Source organism: Saccharothrix sp. ST-888 (assembly GCF_000955975.1).
In the GTDB taxonomy this organism is placed as follows: domain Bacteria; phylum Actinomycetota; class Actinomycetes; order Streptomycetales; family Streptomycetaceae; genus Kitasatospora.
In genome coordinates this window covers 1-15,851 of sequence record NZ_JYJF01000026.1, presented here as the reverse complement: position 1 = coordinate 15,851, position 15,851 = coordinate 1, and the positions used below count along the sequence as shown (strand labels likewise).

Sequence of the window (15,851 nt, the reverse complement as noted above, 5' to 3'; positions counted from 1 at the left end):
TGTCACGGCCTCTCTGTCAAGGCGCCGCGGACCGCGTCCACGAACGCGGTGCGGAATCCCGGGTCGGGGAAGATCGAGTACTCGTGGTGGTCGGCCTCGACGCGGTGGCGGATGACGCGCCGGGCGTGGGGCTCCCAGTTGCCGACCAGGTCGTCGGCGATGTGGGCGTTGAAGTAGTGCAGGTCTCCGGCGTAGTAGCCGGGGTGGTAGAACCGGTCGGCGCGCAGGGTGCGGGCGAAGACCTCCAGCTGGCGCCGCAGGACCTCCGGTCCGACCGTCTCCGCGAGCACGCGGGCCTCCTTGAGGCTGCTGACGACGCCCGCGTCCCCGACCGTGATGGTGTAGGGCACGTCGACGCCGATCCGGCGGAGCAGCTCCTGCAGCCTGCCGCCGATCAGCACCTCCTCCGAGGACACCCCCGCGGCGAGCGAGGGGTCCGGCGGCTGGCTGTCGATGAGGGCGAGCATCGCGACGCGCCGGCCCGCCGCCAGCAGTCGGCAGGCGACCTCGAACGCGATCGCGCCACCGGTCGAGAAGCCGCACAGCAGGTACGGCTGCTCCGCCGGCAGCCGCAGCAGCTCCTCCAGGTAGATCGAGGCGAACTCCTCGATGCTGCGGGGCACCTCGCGTTCGCCCTCCAGCCCGGCGGCGCGCACGCCGACCGACTGCACCGGCAGGACCGAGCGCAGCGTCCTGACGGCCATCGCCGTGCCGGAGGCGGAGTGGAAGTAGAACAGCGAGGGAGCGTGCGGATCGAAGTCGGCCGGCAGTTGGAGGCAGCGGTCGGACGGCGCGCGCTCGCGCAGGTACGCGGCGACCCGTTCGACGGTGTCGCGGGCGGTGAGTTCGGCCCGGGGCAGCCGGGTTCGGGTCGTCTCGAACAGCCGGTCGGCGATGCGGTCGGCCGCCCCGTCGTCGCCGGATGTGCTGAACGCGGTGTCGATCGAGACGTCGGCGAGGCCGAGCTCGTCCGCGTAGGCCTCGGCGACCGCCGCTTCCCACTGGTCCCGGTAAGGCCGCCGCGGGCCCTCCGGCACCGGCGCAAGTCCCTGCTCCACGAAGCCGCCAATCTCTCGGATGTCTGGCGAGAACGTTAGGGAAGTCCAGTGATCAAGCTCTGACCGTGTTCTGAATGCCGCCGACAGACGGCATTCACTCCGTCACCAGTGCCCGTGCCTAAGCTCAGCGGCCGGGACGGAGCCGACTGCGAACCGGCCCCTCCTCACCTTCGAACCCGCTGGGAGAGACGTGTCCGCCGTACGTACGAAGAACTTCCCGTCCTGGCCTCAGCTGGGCCCGCAGGAGGTCGACGCCGCCGCCGCCGTCCTGCTGACCAACGAGCTCTCGCAGAACTCCGGCCGTCACGTCGCCGAGTTCGAAGAGGCATACGCGCAGTGGCATTCGGTGCCGCACGCGATCGCCGTGAACAACGGCACCAGCGCCATCCACCTCGCGCTCGCGGCCCTGGGCATCGGCCCGGGCGACGAGGTCCTGGTGCCGGCCTACACCTTCGTGGGGTCCGCCTCGCCCCTGGCCTACCTCGGCGCCACCCCCGTCTTCGTGGACATCGACCCGGACACCTACTGCATCGACCCGGCCGACGCCGAGGCCAAGCTCAGTGAGCGCACCCGGGCCGTCATCGCCGTGCACCTCAACGGCTACCCGGCGCCGGTCGGGCAGCTGGCGGAGATGGCGCGCCGACACGGGATCAAGCTCATCGAGGACACCGCCCAGGGCCACGGCGCCGAGATCGACGGCCGCCGGGTCGGCTCGGTCGGCGACGTCGGCTGCTTCAGCTTCTGGCAGGACAAGACGATGACGACCGGAGGCGAGGGCGGAGCCCTGCTGACGGCGGACGCGGAGCTGGCCGCCTCGCTGCGCACGCTGCGGGACCACGGCCTGGTGCCGGCCGGCCCCGGGCTGTTCCACCACGCCGTGGTCGGCTACAACTACCGGCTGACCTCGCCGCAGGCGGCCGTCGGTCTCGTGCAGCTGGGCCGGCTCGACGACTTCGTCGCCGCGCGCCGCCGCAACGGCGCCCTGCTCGACGAAGGCCTCGCGCAGCTGCCCGGCCTCTCGCTGCCGAAGGTCGTGCCCGGCGGGGTGGCCGCGCCGTGGAAGTACACCCTGCGGCTCACCACCGACCCGTCCGTCCTCGACGTCGTCACGCTGGTCTCCGAGCTGCAGCAGGCGGGGATCCCCGCGCAGCGCCGCTACCCGATCCCGCTCACCCGCCAGCCCATCTTCGCGGGCAACCCCTCCAACGAGACCTGCCCGAACTCCGACCTGTGCGCGAGCACGGCGTTCTGCCTGCCCGTCCACCCGGCGGCCGAGCCCGAGGACATCCAGGACTGCATCGACGCCCTGGCCAAGGTGCTCTCCGACCACGGGGTGAGCGCGGCGTGACCACGGCCCCCGAGATCGCCGTCATCGTCACGGCGGACGCCGGCGGTCCCGGCGGGCTCGGCGCGGTGCTGGCCTCGGTCGACGCCCAGGTCCCGGCGCCCGCCGAGCGGGTCCTGCTCGGCTTCGGCGCGGCCGCCCCCCGCGAGGCGCCCGAAGGCTGGACGGTGCTGGCCGGCGACTGGCCGGGCCGGGCGCAGGCCCGCACCGCGGGCTGGGCCGCGACCGACGCCCGCTGGGCGGTGTTCGTCGACGCGGTCGTCCCGGCGGGTCTGCTCGCGGCCGCTCAGCAGGCTGTGCGCTCCGCACCGTCCGACGTCGCGGTGCTGTCGCCCGGCGGCGAGGACGCTGAGCGGGACTTCTGGGCGCTGCGGGTGGCCGACGGCATCGAGCCGGCCTCGGTCTGGCGGCGTGCCGCCGCCGAGCTGGTGGGCTGGTGGCCGGAGCGGTGCGACGGGCCCGCCTCGCTCGACCACGCGCTCTGCCTGGATCTGACCGCCGCCGGCTGGCGCGCCGTCAGCTTCGCGGCACCGCAGCTGCCGCGGCCGGAGGCCGACGCCACGGCCGACGCCTGGCAGAAGCGGTCGCTGGCCGTCGTCTCGCTGCACGCCGGGCGTGAGAGCACCTTTTCCAAGTGGGAGGAGGTGCTGCTGAAGGCCGAGCTGCCCGCCCGGACCTCGCTCTACGTGGTGGACAACAGCCGCGACCCGGAGTTCACCGAGCGGCTGCGGGCCGCGAGCGTCGGGATCCAGGCCGCCCGCGGGCTCGAACACCTCGACTTCACCGTCGACGGCACCGTCTACCAGCCGTCGCCGGACGAGTGGTACCTGAAGCGGGAGCGGAACCTGCACGTGGCCCGCCTCTACGCCTCGGTCCTGCCGAGGATCAAGGAGGACCTGATCCTGACGCTCGAGGACGACATCGACCCGCCGGCCGACGCCGTGCGCCGGCTCGTCGAGGAGTACTCGCGCCCGGGCGGCACGCCGCTCGCGGCGGTCTCCGCGGCCTGGGACCGGGTCGAGGGGCGCTACGTCTGCGGGGGCAAGGCCGTGCCCGAGGGCGGCTGGGGCGCGCCGATCCCGTGGGAGGAACTGCCGCACGAGCCGCTCGACGTGGGCTGCGTCGGCGGCGCCTGCACCGTGTGGGCCAACGCCGTCGTCTCTCAGACACCGGTGCTGTTCGACTGGGAGGAGACGATGGGCTGGGACGGGCTGCTGTGCACGGGGGCCCGGGAGCGCGGGTTCACCGTCCGGATCCACGGCGGAGTCAGGTGTGTCCACCACACCTGGGGCGTGCTGCGCGGATCGGAGTGACGGTGGCGCGCCCGGTGTCCGCTGTCGAGGTGCACGGTGTGACCGGGCCCGAAGGCCTGTGCACGGTCGCCCTGCGGGACGGCGCACCGCTGCCGGCCCCGGACGAGGTGGCCGCGCTGCTCCGCGAGCACGGCTGTGCGGGCCTGGAGGTGTGTCTGGTCGCCCCCGGTGTGGAGCCGGGGTGGGCCTCCGAACTGGCGGCGCGGCTGGGTGAAGCCGTGCACGTGCCAGCGCCCGGCTACGTCGTCGCCGACCTGCGCGGCGGCGTCCGGCTCAAGTGGGCGGACGGCGCCGACGAACGGGCCGACGCGTGGCGGTCCCACCCGCCGCACGCCAGCGCCGTCCCCAGGTTCGCCGACCACCAGGACCGGCTGCTGCCCCGCGGTCTGCCGCCGCATCTGGAGCCGGCCGAGGGCCGGCCGGCCGTGATGACGACGGCAGAGGTGCGCGATCAGCTGCGCCGGCTGCTGCCCGCCCGGCCGGCCTGCTCCTACCTGGGCGACCACCGGCTGTTCGACGAGGCGGCGCACCGGGTGGCCCGCCGGCTGCGGGCCGGGCTGCCGCCGCTGGAGACCGAGTACCGGCGGCTGCTCGGCGGCGTCGGGAGGCTGGTCACCCGCGGCGTCGAGATCGAGTTCCACGCCGGCCAGGGCGCCCGGGCGGCGGACGGAACGCTGCTCAGCACCCCGGAGATCGACGCGATCGCCGCACTGCTGCGGGAGCGCGGGCTCGCCCGCGACGCCCGGGTGCGGCAGCACGGCGCCGAGCGCGGGCCCGACGGCGCCGAGCCCTACAGCGAGGACCGCCGTACCTGGCGGGTCGAGCTGGAGGAGGCCGAGGGAGACGGCGAAGTCGTCTCGCCGATCCTGCGGGACACCCCGCAGGCGTACGAGGACCTCGTCGCGGTGTGCGCGATCATCCGCGGCTGCGGCGGCTGGACCAGCACCCGCGCCGGTGGCCACGTCCACGTCGGGGTGCCCTTCGGCACCGACACCGCCCTGCACGCCGCCCACCTGGCCCACTTCCAGGCCCGGCAGTGGCTGCACTTCCGCCTGGGCACCTCGATCCGGGCCGAGGCGCACCGGGGCACGCGGTTCTGCCAGCCGCTGCCCGGGCCGCCGCCCGTGGGCGCGACGCGGATCAGACAGCTGCGGGACGACCTCAAGCGCCGCCTGGCGCACCCGGCGCTCAAGATCGCCAGGTCGGTCGGCCGGGCCGGCGACTCGATCGAGTACCGGCACGGTGACGCGAGCCTGGACGCGGCGGAGTGGTGGACCCGCGCCGCGGCGTTCGCCGCCGACGTCGTGCTCACCGTCACCGCCGACCGGCACCCGCCGCCCCGGGCGTGGGCGCCGGCCGGCGACGGCCGCACGGTGAGCGGCCAGACGGTGCTGGCCGCCCGCGACGAGGTCCAGGTGCACCGGCCCGAGCCGCCCGGTGACACCGTCGAGGTCCGGAGCGTGCTCGACGAGTACCCCTGGCCGCGCCTGCGCCGGCACCTCGCGGAGCTCTACCACCTCACCCCGCCGTACTGGCGGCGCCGGCCGGCAGCGGCTCCGGCCGCGCTGCCGGAGCCGTACGACGTGGCCGCGCTGCTCGGCCGGCCCCCCGGCGCGCGGGTCGACGAGGAGTCACGGCGGCAGCTGGTTGCCGTGCTCGACCACCTGCACGCCGTCGGGGCGCTCTCCGCCGGGGCGCCCGAGACGCCCGCGGCCCTGCGGGCCCACGCCGTCGCGGCGGTCGGCCCCGGCCCGGAGCCGGTGGTCGAGCTCGGGCGCCGGCTGCGCGCCTGGGACGCGCTGACCGACGAGCCGGACACGCCGCCCACCTCCGAGGACCTGGCTGCGCTCGCCGCCGTGGGGCCCGAGCCCCTCGCCGCGCTGGCCGGCCTCCCGTTCGTGTCGACCACATCGATCAGAACGCTGCTCGCCGACGCCGCCGACGGCAGCGGGGGCCCTGACAGCGACAAGGAAAGGAGCCGGAACTTTGAGGAATTTCGATAGCGTGCTGGTGCTCTCGCCGCACGCGGACGACGAGGTGCTCGGCTGCGGAGGGCTGCTGTCCTCGGTGTCCGCGGCGGGCGGCGAGGTGCACGTGGTGTACCTGTCGGTGGACGGGATGGCGCACTACGGGCTGGACGAGCCGGTCACCTACCAGGCGCGGCTGGCCGAGATCGAACAGGTCAGTGCGCTGCTCGGCTTCAGCTACACCGTCGTCCACGGTGACCGGCAGCTCAACGAGCGGCTCGACACGCTCCCCCGCCGGGAGCTGGTCGACGAGTTCCAGGAGCAGCTGGACCGGCGCCGCCCGGACCTGCTGCTGCTGCCCAGCGGCCGGGACTACGACCAGGACCACGCGGCCACCTTCGCCGCCGGCTTCGCCGCGGCCCGGCCGATCGGCTCCCAGTTCGGCAAGTGGCTCGTCCCGCACGTGATGAGCTACGAGTCGTCCAAGATCCAGTGGTCGTCCGAGCCGCTGCCGCTGTCCACCGCGTACGCCGACATCACCGGCCGTCTCGACGCCAAACTGGCGGCGATGCGGGCCTACCGGTCCCAGCACCGGCCCGCCCCGCACATCCGCAGCGAGGAGTCGATCGCAGCGCTCGCCACCCTGCGCGGCGCCGCGATCGGCGTGCGGCACGCGGAGGCGTTCGAAGTCCACCGGACCGTCCTCTAGGGGCTGTCCCCATCCGCGCCCGGGCCGGTGCCGTGCCCAGCACGCACGGCCCGGCCCACGCCGCCGACCGGCTCCGAGAGGAGCCGACGGCCCCGACCGGAAGGAACCCCAGGCATGGCAGAACCCGAACTCACCGTCGTCATCCCCGCCCACAACCGGACGCGAGCCCTGCAGCACTGCCTCGCCAGCCTGCAGCGGCAGACCCTGGACCCGGGCGCGTTCGAGATCATCGTGGTGGACGACGGCTCCACCGAGCCGGTCGGCGAGACCGTCGCGCAGTTCGCCGACGGCGACCGGATCAGGCTGTTGCGGCACGAGCGCGCCCGGGGCGCGGGCGCGGCCCGCAACACGGGCGCGGCGGCGGCGCGCGGCGGGCTGCTGGTCCTGCTCGACGCCGACTGCCTGTGCCACCCGGACCTGCTGCGCGCCCACCTCGACGCCCAGGCCGACGGCCCGGTCGCGGTCTGCGGATACGGCGCCGGGCGCGAACTGACCCCGGCTCAGTGGCGGCTGAAGCACGGAGCGGACTGGGACTTCGCCGATCCGGACGCCGTCTTCGCCCGGCTGGCCCGGACCCCTTCGCTGCACGATCCCCTCACCGAGCTGCTGGCCCGGCCCCGCCCGGCCGACTGGGCGTTCTTCTGGACGCTCAACACCGGCGTGCCCAAGTCGTTCTTCGACCTCGTCGGCGGATTCGACACCCGGTTCGAGGTCAAGGGCATCGAGGACATCGAACTCGGCTGCCGGCTCGCCCGGGCCGGCCTGCCCACGGTCTTCGCCCCCGCGGCGATCACCCTGCACCAGCCGCACGAGCGCGACCGCAATCGCGAGGTGGTGCGCGACCGGCGCAACGAACACATCCTGGTGCGCGCATACCCGAGCCTGGACGTCGAGGCGGTGTGCAGCTACGACATCGCCCACTCCCGCGACCTGATCCCCGCGCTGGAACGGTTCTCCGACCACCTGGACGCCGCGACCGCGGACTGCGGCCGCCTGGCCGCCCTGGACGGGCTGACCCGCCGGATCACGGACGCGGACGGCCCCGTCCTGCTGGTCGGCGCGCCGCAGGGCTGGCCGGCGGGCCTGCCCGCCCCGGACACCGTGTGCTACCCGGCCGACCTGCCGCCCGGCGGCCCGGGCCACCAGCTGCGGCTGCTCGGGACCAGGCTCCCGGGCGCCGGGAAGCACTACGCGCTCGGCGTGATCACCGACTACTGGCGCCACTTCCCGGACGGCACCTTCAGCCGGGTGCTGGCCGAGCTGGACCGGGTCTGCCGGGAGGTGTTCGTGCTGTCCGGCGTGAGCACCGCGCCGGTGGCCGCGCCGGACCCCGAACTGAGCGAGGCGCTGGCGGCGTACGACCGCCCGTACTGGGAGTTCACCACACCGCTGCGCCGGGAACTGCACCAGTTCGACCTGACCGAGGACGAGGCCGGCACTCCCGGGCCGGCGGCGTTCCGCTGCACACCGGTTCCCTGGCCGATGACCGAACTGACCGATGTGGGCATGCCCGCGGGTGAGGAAGGCGTACCGCGATGAGAAGCCTCGTGACCGGAGGAGCCGGATTTATCGGCTCCCACCTGACCGAACACCTGCTGGCGGCCGGGGACGAAGTCGTCGTCCTCGACAACCTGACCACCGGGAGCCTGGACAATCTGGCGTCGGTGCGCAGGCACCCGCGCCTGCGCACCGTCACCGGCTCCGTCTGCGACGAGGCACTGGTGCGACGCGAGGTCGCCACGGTCGACCGGGTGTTCCACCTCGGCGCCCTGGTCGGGGTGTTCAACATCCTGGAGGACCCGCTCGGCGGACTGCGGACCAACATCCGCGGCGCCGAGAACGTCCTCGCCGCCGCGCACGAACACGACGTGCCGATCCTGATGGCGTCGAGCAGCGAGGTGTACGGCAAGAACAGCAAGCCGCGGCTGACCGAGCAGGACGACCAGATCCTGGGCCCGCCCCAGCTGAGCCGCTGGACGTATGCGGAGGCCAAGGCGGTCGCGGAGTCGCTGACCCACGGCTACGTGGCCAAGCACGCGCTGCGGGCGGTCACGGTGCGGCTGTTCAACACGGTCGGGCCGCGGCAGACCGGGCGCTACGGCATGGTCGTACCGCGGTTCGTCGGCCAGGCGCTGGCGGGCGAGCCGCTGACGGTCTACGGCGGCGGGGGGCAGCGGCGCTGCTTCTGCCACGTGCTCGACATCGTCCCGGCGCTCGTCGCGCTGCTGGAGGACGGGACCGCCCACGGCGGGACGTTCAACCTGGGCGGCCTCGAACAGGTGGACATCGCCGAGCTGGCCCGGCGGGTCGTCGCCGTCACGCGGTCGTCGAGCGAGATCGTGCATGTCGAGTACCAGGAGGCCTACGAGACCTACGGTCCCGGCTTCGAGGAGGTGCCCAGCCGCGCGCCCGACTGCGCCAAGGCCTTCGCGCAGATCGGCTACCGGCCGCGCCACGATCTGGCCACGATCATCGCCGACGTGGCGGCGTACCAGCGCGCGGTGCCGGCGCTCGTGTAGGGGACCGGCGCGACGTGCGGCCGCGCCCGGCGCCGGGACGAGCCGGCGCCGGGCGCGGGAGAGGCGGTTGCCGTAGGGCGTCAACCGGCCGACGGGGCCGCCAGCCGGTGGGCCGGGCGGCGGGCGGGCGCGGCGCGGTGCCAGGCGCGGCCGCCCGCGCAGTCCGCCGGCGCGGCCCGTGCCGCGGGCGGATCGACGCGGTGCTCGGCTTCGAGCGCGTAGTCGGCGACGAACCGGTGCAGCTCGAAGCAGCCCGGCGACGGCTCGGAGACCAGGGACTCGGCGACCAGGCCGGCCAGCAGCTGCCGGCAGCGGCCCAGCGGCAACCCGGCGAGCGCGGCCGCGGCCTCGACCCGGATGCGGCGGACCGCGCCCTCGCCCAGGCGCCGGAAGAGCCGGGCCGTCGCGTCGTCGAGCACCCGGTACGAGCAGGTCAGGGCGCGGCGCAGGTCGAGGTCGGGGTCGGGGGAGAAGAAGGCGTCGAGGCTGTTCGCCGCCGTCCGCAGCTCTCCCGCGATCGACTCCAGCGGCCGGCCCGGGTTCAACGACGCGCGCGCGGCCGCGACCGCCAGGGCGATCGGCACCCCGCCGCAGGACTCGACGATCGCCTCCAGGGCCCGCGCCCGACCGGCCGTCCGGGACGGCCCGAGGTGCCGCTCGAGGACGGCACGGCCCTCTCCCACGCTGAACGGCGGCACGGACACCGGATGGGCGTGGTGGGTGACCAGCAGCTGTTCGAGCACGTTGCGGCTCGTGACGAGGGCCATGCAGCCGGGCGCCGACGGCAGCAACGGCTGGACCTGCTGCGCGTCCCTGGCGTTGTCGAGCACGATCAGGACCCTGCGGTCGGCCAGCAGGCTGCGGTACCTGCCGGTCAGACCCGGAAGGGTCGAGGGCAGGTCCCCGGCCGGCTGGCCGAGGCATTCGAGCAGGCAGCGCAGCGCGTCGGCGGGCGCGAGGGGCGCGGCCGAGTCGTCGAAGCCGTGCAGGTTCACGAAGAGCTGCCCGTCGGGGAAGCGCTCGGCCAGCAGGTGGGCCGCGCGCACGGCCAGCGCGGTCTTCCCGATGCCGGCCATGCCGTTCATCGTCGCGACGACCGGGCCGGAGGCGTCGGCTGCGAGGGCCAGGATCCGGGCCAGCCCCTCGTCCCGGCCGACGAACACCGGCAGGCCGGGCGGAAGCTGGGCCGGGGCCGGGGCCGGGGCCGGGGCCGGGTGCGGGTCCGCGGTGGTCGGCGCGGGCGCGGTGTCCTCCGGATCCGCGGTGGTGTCCGGGCGAGCGCTCTGCCGCAGCACCGCGGTCTGGGCGGCGCGCAGCGCGTCGCCGGGCTCGATGCCCAGCTCCTCCGAGAGCGTGGTCCGGATCCGCCGGTAGATGTCGAGCGCCTCGACCTGGCGGCCGGCCGCCCCGAGCGCGCGGACCAGGGCGGCCTGGAGCCGTTCGTCCAGCGGATAGCGCTCCGCGGTGAGCCGGAGCAGGGGGAGCATCCAGTGCCCGCGGCCGATCCGGTGGTGGATCCGCGCGGCCTCCACCACCGCCTTGGCGTACTCGTTCTCGGCGGCCTGGAACAAGGGGGTGTCGACGACGCTCTGCGGGCAGCCGGTGCCCACGGCGCCCCGCCGCAGCGCGAGCGCCTCGCTGTACAGGCTCGCCGCCTGCTCCCAGTCGGACCGGGCGGCGCGGTCGCGGCCGCGTTCGACGAGCCGGCGGAACACGTGCAGGTCGACGGAGCCCGGATCGACGTCCAGCCGGTAGCCGACGCTGCTGCGCAGCAGCCAGCGTCCGGCGTCGCGCCGGCCCAGCTCCGGTTCGAGCATGCGCCGCAGCGCGCTGATGTGGTGGTGGACGACGTTCGCCGCGGTGGCCGGCGGGTCGTCCTGCCAGAGCAGGTCGCTGATCTCGTGGAGCGGGACCGACTCGCCGGCCCGGATCAGCAGCAGCGTGAGCACGGCGCACTGCTGCGGGCCGCCCAGGGGGAGCGGGGCGCCGTCCAGACCGGCGCGGATCGGTCCCATGATGTCGTACGTGAAGGGGCCCTCGGACATGTCCCGTCCCGGTCGTGCGTCCAAGCCGCGGGATTCCGCGGCGCTACCCGGTGCTGTCATCCGGCACCCGCGCCGGCCTGCGAGCGGGTGTGCGGCGGATCGGTCGGCGCGAGCCGGGCCGCGCGGCCGCAGGGGCCCTCGCGGCGGCCCGATCCGCGCTCAGCCAACGGACGCCCCGGCGTAGGCGCCCGCCGGACTGAGCGCCTCGTCGATCCGGGCGCAGACCGTCTCCGCGGCCACCGCGTCCCGCCAGTGCGGCAGTTCGTCCGGCCCGCCCTGGACGAACGCGAGGAACGCCGCCATCTCGGCGCGGTACGCCGCGGCGAACCGGGACCGGAAGTCGGGGTGCGGGCCCGGAGCGGTGAGCGGCCGGGTGTCCAGCAGCGTGCGGGAGCCGATGAGCTCGGCATAGGCCTGGCAGCCGCCCGGACTGGCCCGCTTGCTCACCACGGAGCACACCGTCCCGCAGGCCAGCGTCAACGTGGTCACCAGGAGGTCGGCCGCCGCGCCGGCGGCACTCTGCGACGCCGAGACCTCGACGACCTCGGACCCGAAGAGCCACAGGACCAGGTCGATGTCGTGGATCTGCAGGTCGAAGGCGAGGCTGCCGCCGGCGACCTGGTACCCCTGGGGCGGCGCGGCCCCGTCCAAGCTGGTGAACACGGCGAATTCGAACTGGCCGGGCCGGGCGCGGCACTCCCGTCGCAGCGCGGCGTACTCCGGGGAGAACCGGCGTTGGAAGCCGATCCGCAGGGGCACCCCGGCCGCGTCGGCGAGCGCGCCGAGGCGTGCGCTGGCCTCCGGCTGCGCCGTGCACGGCTTCTCCAGCAACACCGGGATCCCGAGGGGCAGCAGGCCGGTGACCACGGCTGCATGGGTGTCGGTCGGCGTGCACACCACGGCCCCGTCCGCACCGGGCAGCCCGGCCGCGTCCGGGACGACGCGGCAGCCGAGTCCGGCCGAGAGCGCCGCGGCGCGCGCCGGGTCGGGTTCGACCACGGTGACGTCGGCTCCGAGCTCGACGAGATTGCGGGCGTGGGTGCTGCCGATCCTTCCGCCGCCGACGACGGCGATGCGGGGTCGGCCGGTCTGGGTGCTCATCGTGAGGACTCCAAAACTGAATCGGCTTTTCCCGTAGCCAATCAGCCGCCGATGGATGCGATCTCTATGCCGGATCGACAGCCTGCGTACACGGTGTAGATCTGGCGTTGATCCGTGGCTGGTGCACTGGCTCCGCTCACCACCGGACGGATAGGACCTGACGCCGATGAACAATGCACCATCTCCGTCACCCGGGCGGACGGTTTCCGGCTGGCCGCGCTGGCCCGAAATGGACGAGGACACCGAGCGGGCGGTGATCAGGGCGCTGCAGAGCGGACGGCTGGCCGTCAGCGGCAGCAAGACCATCTGGAAGTCGCAGAACGTCGCCGCCGCGGCCACCGTGGCGCGGATGTCCGGCCGCCGGCACTGCGTCCTGGTCACCAGCGGATCGAGCGCGATCGTGACCGCGCTGCACGCCCTGGGCATCGGGCCCGGTGACACCGTGGCCATGACCGCGACCACCTGGGTCAGCTGCGCCACCTCGGTGTTGCGGGTCGGAGCCACGCCGGTGTTCTTCGACGCCACCCCCGAATCGCCGTGCGGCGACCTCGCGACCCTGACCGAGGCGCCGTCGGCGATCCTCGGCATCCATCTGTACGCGCAGCACTTCGACGTGGATGCGGCCCGGGCCCGGTTCCCCGGGGTGCCGGTGGTCGAGGACGCCTCCCACACCCAGTTCGGGACGACCGCCGACGGACGCAGGATCGGCTCGCTGGGCGACGTCTCCATCCTGAGTCTCCAGGCCACGAAGATCATCACCAGCGGCGAGGGCGGCGCGGTCCTCACCGACGACCCGGAGACGGCCGCCCGGCTGGAGTCGCTGGTCATGGACTCGCGCCGGCGCACCGACGTGGTGTCGCGCACCGCTGCCAACGAGCTGGAACCGGCGCACCTGCTCCACGGGGCCAACCACTCGCCGCCCGAGTTCGCCGCGGCGCTGCTCGTCGACCAGCTGGCCAGGTTCGACCGGCAGGCGCGGCGCCGTGCGGAGGGAGCCGCGATCCTGGCCGGGGCCCTAGACGGGAGCCGGTGGTCGATGGCCGCCGACCGGAGCGCCGTCGCCGGCGGATCGTTCTACGGCGTCGCGGTGCGCGTCCCGGCCGGTGTCGGCAGCCCGGCCGAGGTGATCGCGGCCGTGGAGGCGCAGACCGGCCTGATCCTCGACTCGGTGTACCCGCCGGTCGTCGAAGGGCCGCTGTACCTGCCGGAGACCATCAAGCAGTACGCCGCCCTGCGGGCCCCCGACGCAGCGCTGCCCCACTCCCGGACCTGGCACCGTGAATACGTGGTGGTGCCGCACCACGCCTTCCTCGCCGACGAGTCCCGGCTGGTCGATCTGGCGGCCACGCTCCGGGCACTCGACCGGGAACCGGCCGCTGGTAGGCCCGCACTGCCGCAGGACCGTCCGACCATCGAGGTCGTCATGGTCACCAGGGGAGAGCGGGACACCCTGGAAGCCGCCCTGGCCGGCGTGGCGAAGCAGGACGTCGAAGCCGACGTCAGGCTGACGGTGTGGGTGGACGCGGACCAGGTCCCGGCGGCCGTCGCGGACACGGGCTGTGCCGTGGTCACCCTGGGCGCCGACGGCGTGCTGCCGGACGAGCCCTTCGCGCGGATCGCGGCGCTCCGGGAGCTGGCGGCCGCCGGGTGCACCGGGGACTTCGTCGCCTTCCTCGACGACGACAACGAATGGGAGCCCGACCACCTGTCCACCCTGCTGGCCGTCGCCGACGCGGGCTATCCGGCGGCGCATTCCTGGCGGACCTTGATCGACCGTTCCGGCTCGCCCGCCACCGTGGACCGCTTCCCCTGGCTGCCGCCCTCGGAGGCCGCCGCCGAGCTGTTCGAGCACCTGTCCGCGGTCCGGGTGCTGGAACCCGGCAGCCCGGTCGTCCGGGACCGCGCCGTGATCCCCGGGGCGGGCCTGAACGGCATGGTCGACATGGGGGCGTGGCTGCTGCGCCGCGATCTGCTGCGCCTGCTGACCTTCCGGCGCACCCGGAGCGAAGCGGAGATACAGGCCCGGGTCGGCGAGGACGACATCCTGCTGGAGCAGATCCACCGGCTGGACATCCCCGTCGGATGCACCGGGATGCCGACCCTGCGGTACCGGCTGGGCGGCATGTCCACCCCGGAGTACCGAACGCCGGAATCGCCCGTGCCGGGCGCGACGTCGGCCGCACCGTCCACGTCGGCCGCATCGGTCGTGACAGCAGAGGTGGCATCGTGACCCAGTACGTCCTCTCCCCCCGCCAGCTCTCCTCCTTCCGGCAGTTCGGCTTCCTCAGGCTGGAAGGCTTCTTCGACGCCGGAACCGTCGCCTCCCTCGAAGCGGAGGTGAGGGCGCAGCTCGCCAGTGCCTACGACCTGCCCACCGAGATCCCCGACGTGGTCACCGGCTCCATGGGCTACTACCTGCCGCTGATGGGGGAGGGCAGCGCCACGAGCCGGCGCCTCGTCGCCGGCCCGCGTCTGGTCGAGCTCGGCGAGGCCCTGCTCGACGGCCCGGTCATGCCCAAGCCGGCCAAGGGGATGCTCTACAACGACGCCTCCCCGTGGCATCGGGACGCCGCTGCTCCCGCGCTGCGCGCGGTGAAGATGGTCACCTACTTCAGTGCGCTGACCGCGGACTCCGGCGCGCTCCGGGTGATTCCGGGCTCCCACCGCGGCGAGTTCAGCGACCGGCTCACCGACTACCGGGCGGCCTGGCCGTTGGACAGCCCCCTGGACGAAGCCGGTGAGGCCGACTGGTGGCCGGGGACGAGCCTGGACTGCCGTCCGGGCGACCTCATCGTGTTCGACGTGCGACTCTGGCACGCGTCCCTGTTCGGAAGGCTCCGGGCCCAGTGGAGCGTCTCGTACGTCGCCGTCCCGGAGACCGAAGCCGAGCGGCGGGCCGCCCACGACTACATCGACCTCTTCCTGCAGGCCGGCCACGAGTACGATGCCGAGCGGTTCCCCTACTACGACCCCGACTGGAGCAAGACGGACGGCCCGGCTTTTGCGGAGGCCATGGCCGATCTCGGCCTGATCCGGGTGGACGGCGCCGCGGCGGCCGACTGACGAGGGCCCGAGCGCTGCCGAGCTGCTGGGTGTCGGCCCGGACGGTAGGTCTGGATGGCGTCCGGTGGAGTGGTGCAGCAGGGATCCTGGAGTAGCCCCGGGTCATCGGGCAGCCATCGCGCAACTCTCTGAACGGAACGGCGAGTTCGTCAGGGAGGTGCGCGATGACCTTGAGCGTCGGATCAGCATGCGGAGCGTGACGAGAGCGGCGGCGAGGTAGAGGTCCACGACCTCGCCGCTGACCTTGGCATCAGCCGGGCGACGTGGCGGAGAGCCCGCGGGCGGGCGAGGATGTCGAGGCGCTGGCCTCGGCCGGGCTGGCGGCCGTGCCCGCGCTGGCCTGGGCCGGTACGCCTTCACTCCCTCCCAGCCCGAGGGGGCCCTGCGTCCGCTGCGCGACCCGGCCGCGGTGGACGACGACCAGGACGAGCAGTAACCCCCGGCGGCCGAACGGCGCGGAACCGGCCGGTCGGGGTGTCGTTGAGCCGGTGTGCGGGCATCCTTGGGCCGGCCGGTCAGGGCGGGTCCAGCCGCTGACGGCTGGGCCCGCCTCTCCGCGAAACGCGAGCGTCCCCGAGACGCGGCCAGGGTTCATCCCTGGCGGCGGCCTTCGGGACCGCCGGTGGGACCTCGTTCAGCATGATCTAGCGAGGAACCCCGGGCGTTCACGCCCGGGAGGAATCGCTTCCTGAGTCCCGGCGGTGCGGAGCGCCGCCGTGTCACTGGGGGCG

At 74.2% G+C, this 15,851-nt stretch carries 11 protein-coding genes; 8 read left to right on the top strand and 3 right to left on the bottom strand.

The window, feature by feature from the left end; genetic code table 11:
* Positions 1 to 2 precede the first annotated feature (2 nt).
* On the bottom strand, positions 3 to 1,037 hold the full coding sequence (locus UK12_RS11785) for a thioesterase domain-containing protein (protein WP_045302656.1): 1,035 nt from the start codon (positions 1,035 to 1,037) through the stop codon (positions 3 to 5).
* 211 nt (positions 1,038 to 1,248) lie between these two features.
* Between UK12_RS11785 and UK12_RS11780 the strand changes: the two genes are divergently transcribed.
* The 6 genes from UK12_RS11780 to UK12_RS11755 all read left to right on the top strand — a co-directional run bounded on the left by UK12_RS11780 (position 1,249) and on the right by UK12_RS11755 (position 8,911).
* On the top strand, positions 1,249 to 2,406 hold the full coding sequence (locus UK12_RS11780; protein ID WP_045302655.1) for a DegT/DnrJ/EryC1/StrS family aminotransferase: 1,158 nt from the start codon (positions 1,249 to 1,251) through the stop codon (positions 2,404 to 2,406).
* Positions 2,403 to 3,716, top strand: coding sequence for a hypothetical protein (locus UK12_RS11775; RefSeq protein ID WP_045302654.1), 1,314 nt, complete (start codon positions 2,403 to 2,405; stop codon positions 3,714 to 3,716). The genes UK12_RS11780 and UK12_RS11775 overlap by 4 nt, the downstream gene beginning before the upstream one ends.
* Before the next feature lie 38 nt (positions 3,717 to 3,754).
* On the top strand, positions 3,755 to 5,719 hold the full coding sequence (locus tag UK12_RS41170; protein WP_197084768.1) for a hypothetical protein: 1,965 nt from the start codon (positions 3,755 to 3,757) through the stop codon (positions 5,717 to 5,719).
* The gene (locus UK12_RS11765) at positions 5,703 to 6,392 is read left to right on the top strand and encodes a PIG-L deacetylase family protein (RefSeq protein ID WP_197084767.1); all 690 of its coding nucleotides are present in this window, start codon (positions 5,703 to 5,705) and stop codon (positions 6,390 to 6,392) included. Before UK12_RS41170 ends, UK12_RS11765 begins: the two co-directional genes overlap by 17 nt.
* Positions 6,393 to 6,506: 114 nt before the next feature.
* The gene (locus UK12_RS11760; RefSeq protein WP_045302648.1) at positions 6,507 to 7,931 is read left to right on the top strand and encodes a glycosyltransferase family 2 protein; all 1,425 of its coding nucleotides are present in this window, start codon (positions 6,507 to 6,509) and stop codon (positions 7,929 to 7,931) included.
* Positions 7,928 to 8,911 carry an NAD-dependent epimerase/dehydratase family protein gene (locus UK12_RS11755; protein ID WP_045302636.1) on the top strand — a complete coding sequence of 328 codons (984 nt, stop codon included), beginning with the start codon at positions 7,928 to 7,930 and terminating at the stop codon, positions 8,909 to 8,911. The genes UK12_RS11760 and UK12_RS11755 overlap by 4 nt, the downstream gene beginning before the upstream one ends.
* Positions 8,912 to 8,991: 80 nt before the next feature.
* Here the strand turns inward: UK12_RS11755 and UK12_RS11750 are convergent, their stop codons facing one another.
* Both UK12_RS11750 and UK12_RS36520 read right to left on the bottom strand, forming a co-directional pair.
* The gene (locus UK12_RS11750; RefSeq protein ID WP_052681812.1) at positions 8,992 to 10,956 is read right to left on the bottom strand and encodes an AfsR/SARP family transcriptional regulator; all 1,965 of its coding nucleotides are present in this window, start codon (positions 10,954 to 10,956) and stop codon (positions 8,992 to 8,994) included.
* Positions 10,957 to 11,115: 159 nt separating this feature from the next.
* On the bottom strand, positions 11,116 to 12,057 hold the full coding sequence (locus tag UK12_RS36520; RefSeq protein WP_052681811.1) for a Gfo/Idh/MocA family protein: 942 nt from the start codon (positions 12,055 to 12,057) through the stop codon (positions 11,116 to 11,118).
* 229 nt (positions 12,058 to 12,286) lie between these two features.
* On the opposite strand from UK12_RS36520, the gene UK12_RS11740 reads away from it, so the two are divergent.
* The gene (locus UK12_RS11740; protein WP_045302634.1) at positions 12,287 to 14,287 is read left to right on the top strand and encodes a DegT/DnrJ/EryC1/StrS family aminotransferase; all 2,001 of its coding nucleotides are present in this window, start codon (positions 12,287 to 12,289) and stop codon (positions 14,285 to 14,287) included.
* Complete coding sequence (locus UK12_RS41165) at positions 14,284 to 15,120, top strand: phytanoyl-CoA dioxygenase family protein (RefSeq protein ID WP_045302633.1); 837 nt, start codon at positions 14,284 to 14,286, stop codon at positions 15,118 to 15,120. The genes UK12_RS11740 and UK12_RS41165 overlap by 4 nt, the downstream gene beginning before the upstream one ends.
* Positions 15,121 to 15,851 lie beyond the last annotated feature (731 nt).

Coding starts and splice junctions, on each gene's coding strand:
- UK12_RS11760 (WP_045302648.1), top strand. CDS start 6,507: ATGGCAGAACCCGAACTCACCGTCGTCATCCCCGCCCACAACCGGACG.
- UK12_RS11755 (WP_045302636.1), top strand. CDS start 7,928: ATGAGAAGCCTCGTGACCGGAGGAGCCGGATTTATCGGCTCCCACCTG.
- UK12_RS11750 (WP_052681812.1), bottom strand. CDS start 10,956: ATGTCCGAGGGCCCCTTCACGTACGACATCATGGGACCGATCCGCGCC.
- UK12_RS36520 (WP_052681811.1), bottom strand. CDS start 12,057: ATGAGCACCCAGACCGGCCGACCCCGCATCGCCGTCGTCGGCGGCGGA.
- UK12_RS11740 (WP_045302634.1), top strand. CDS start 12,287: ATGGACGAGGACACCGAGCGGGCGGTGATCAGGGCGCTGCAGAGCGGA.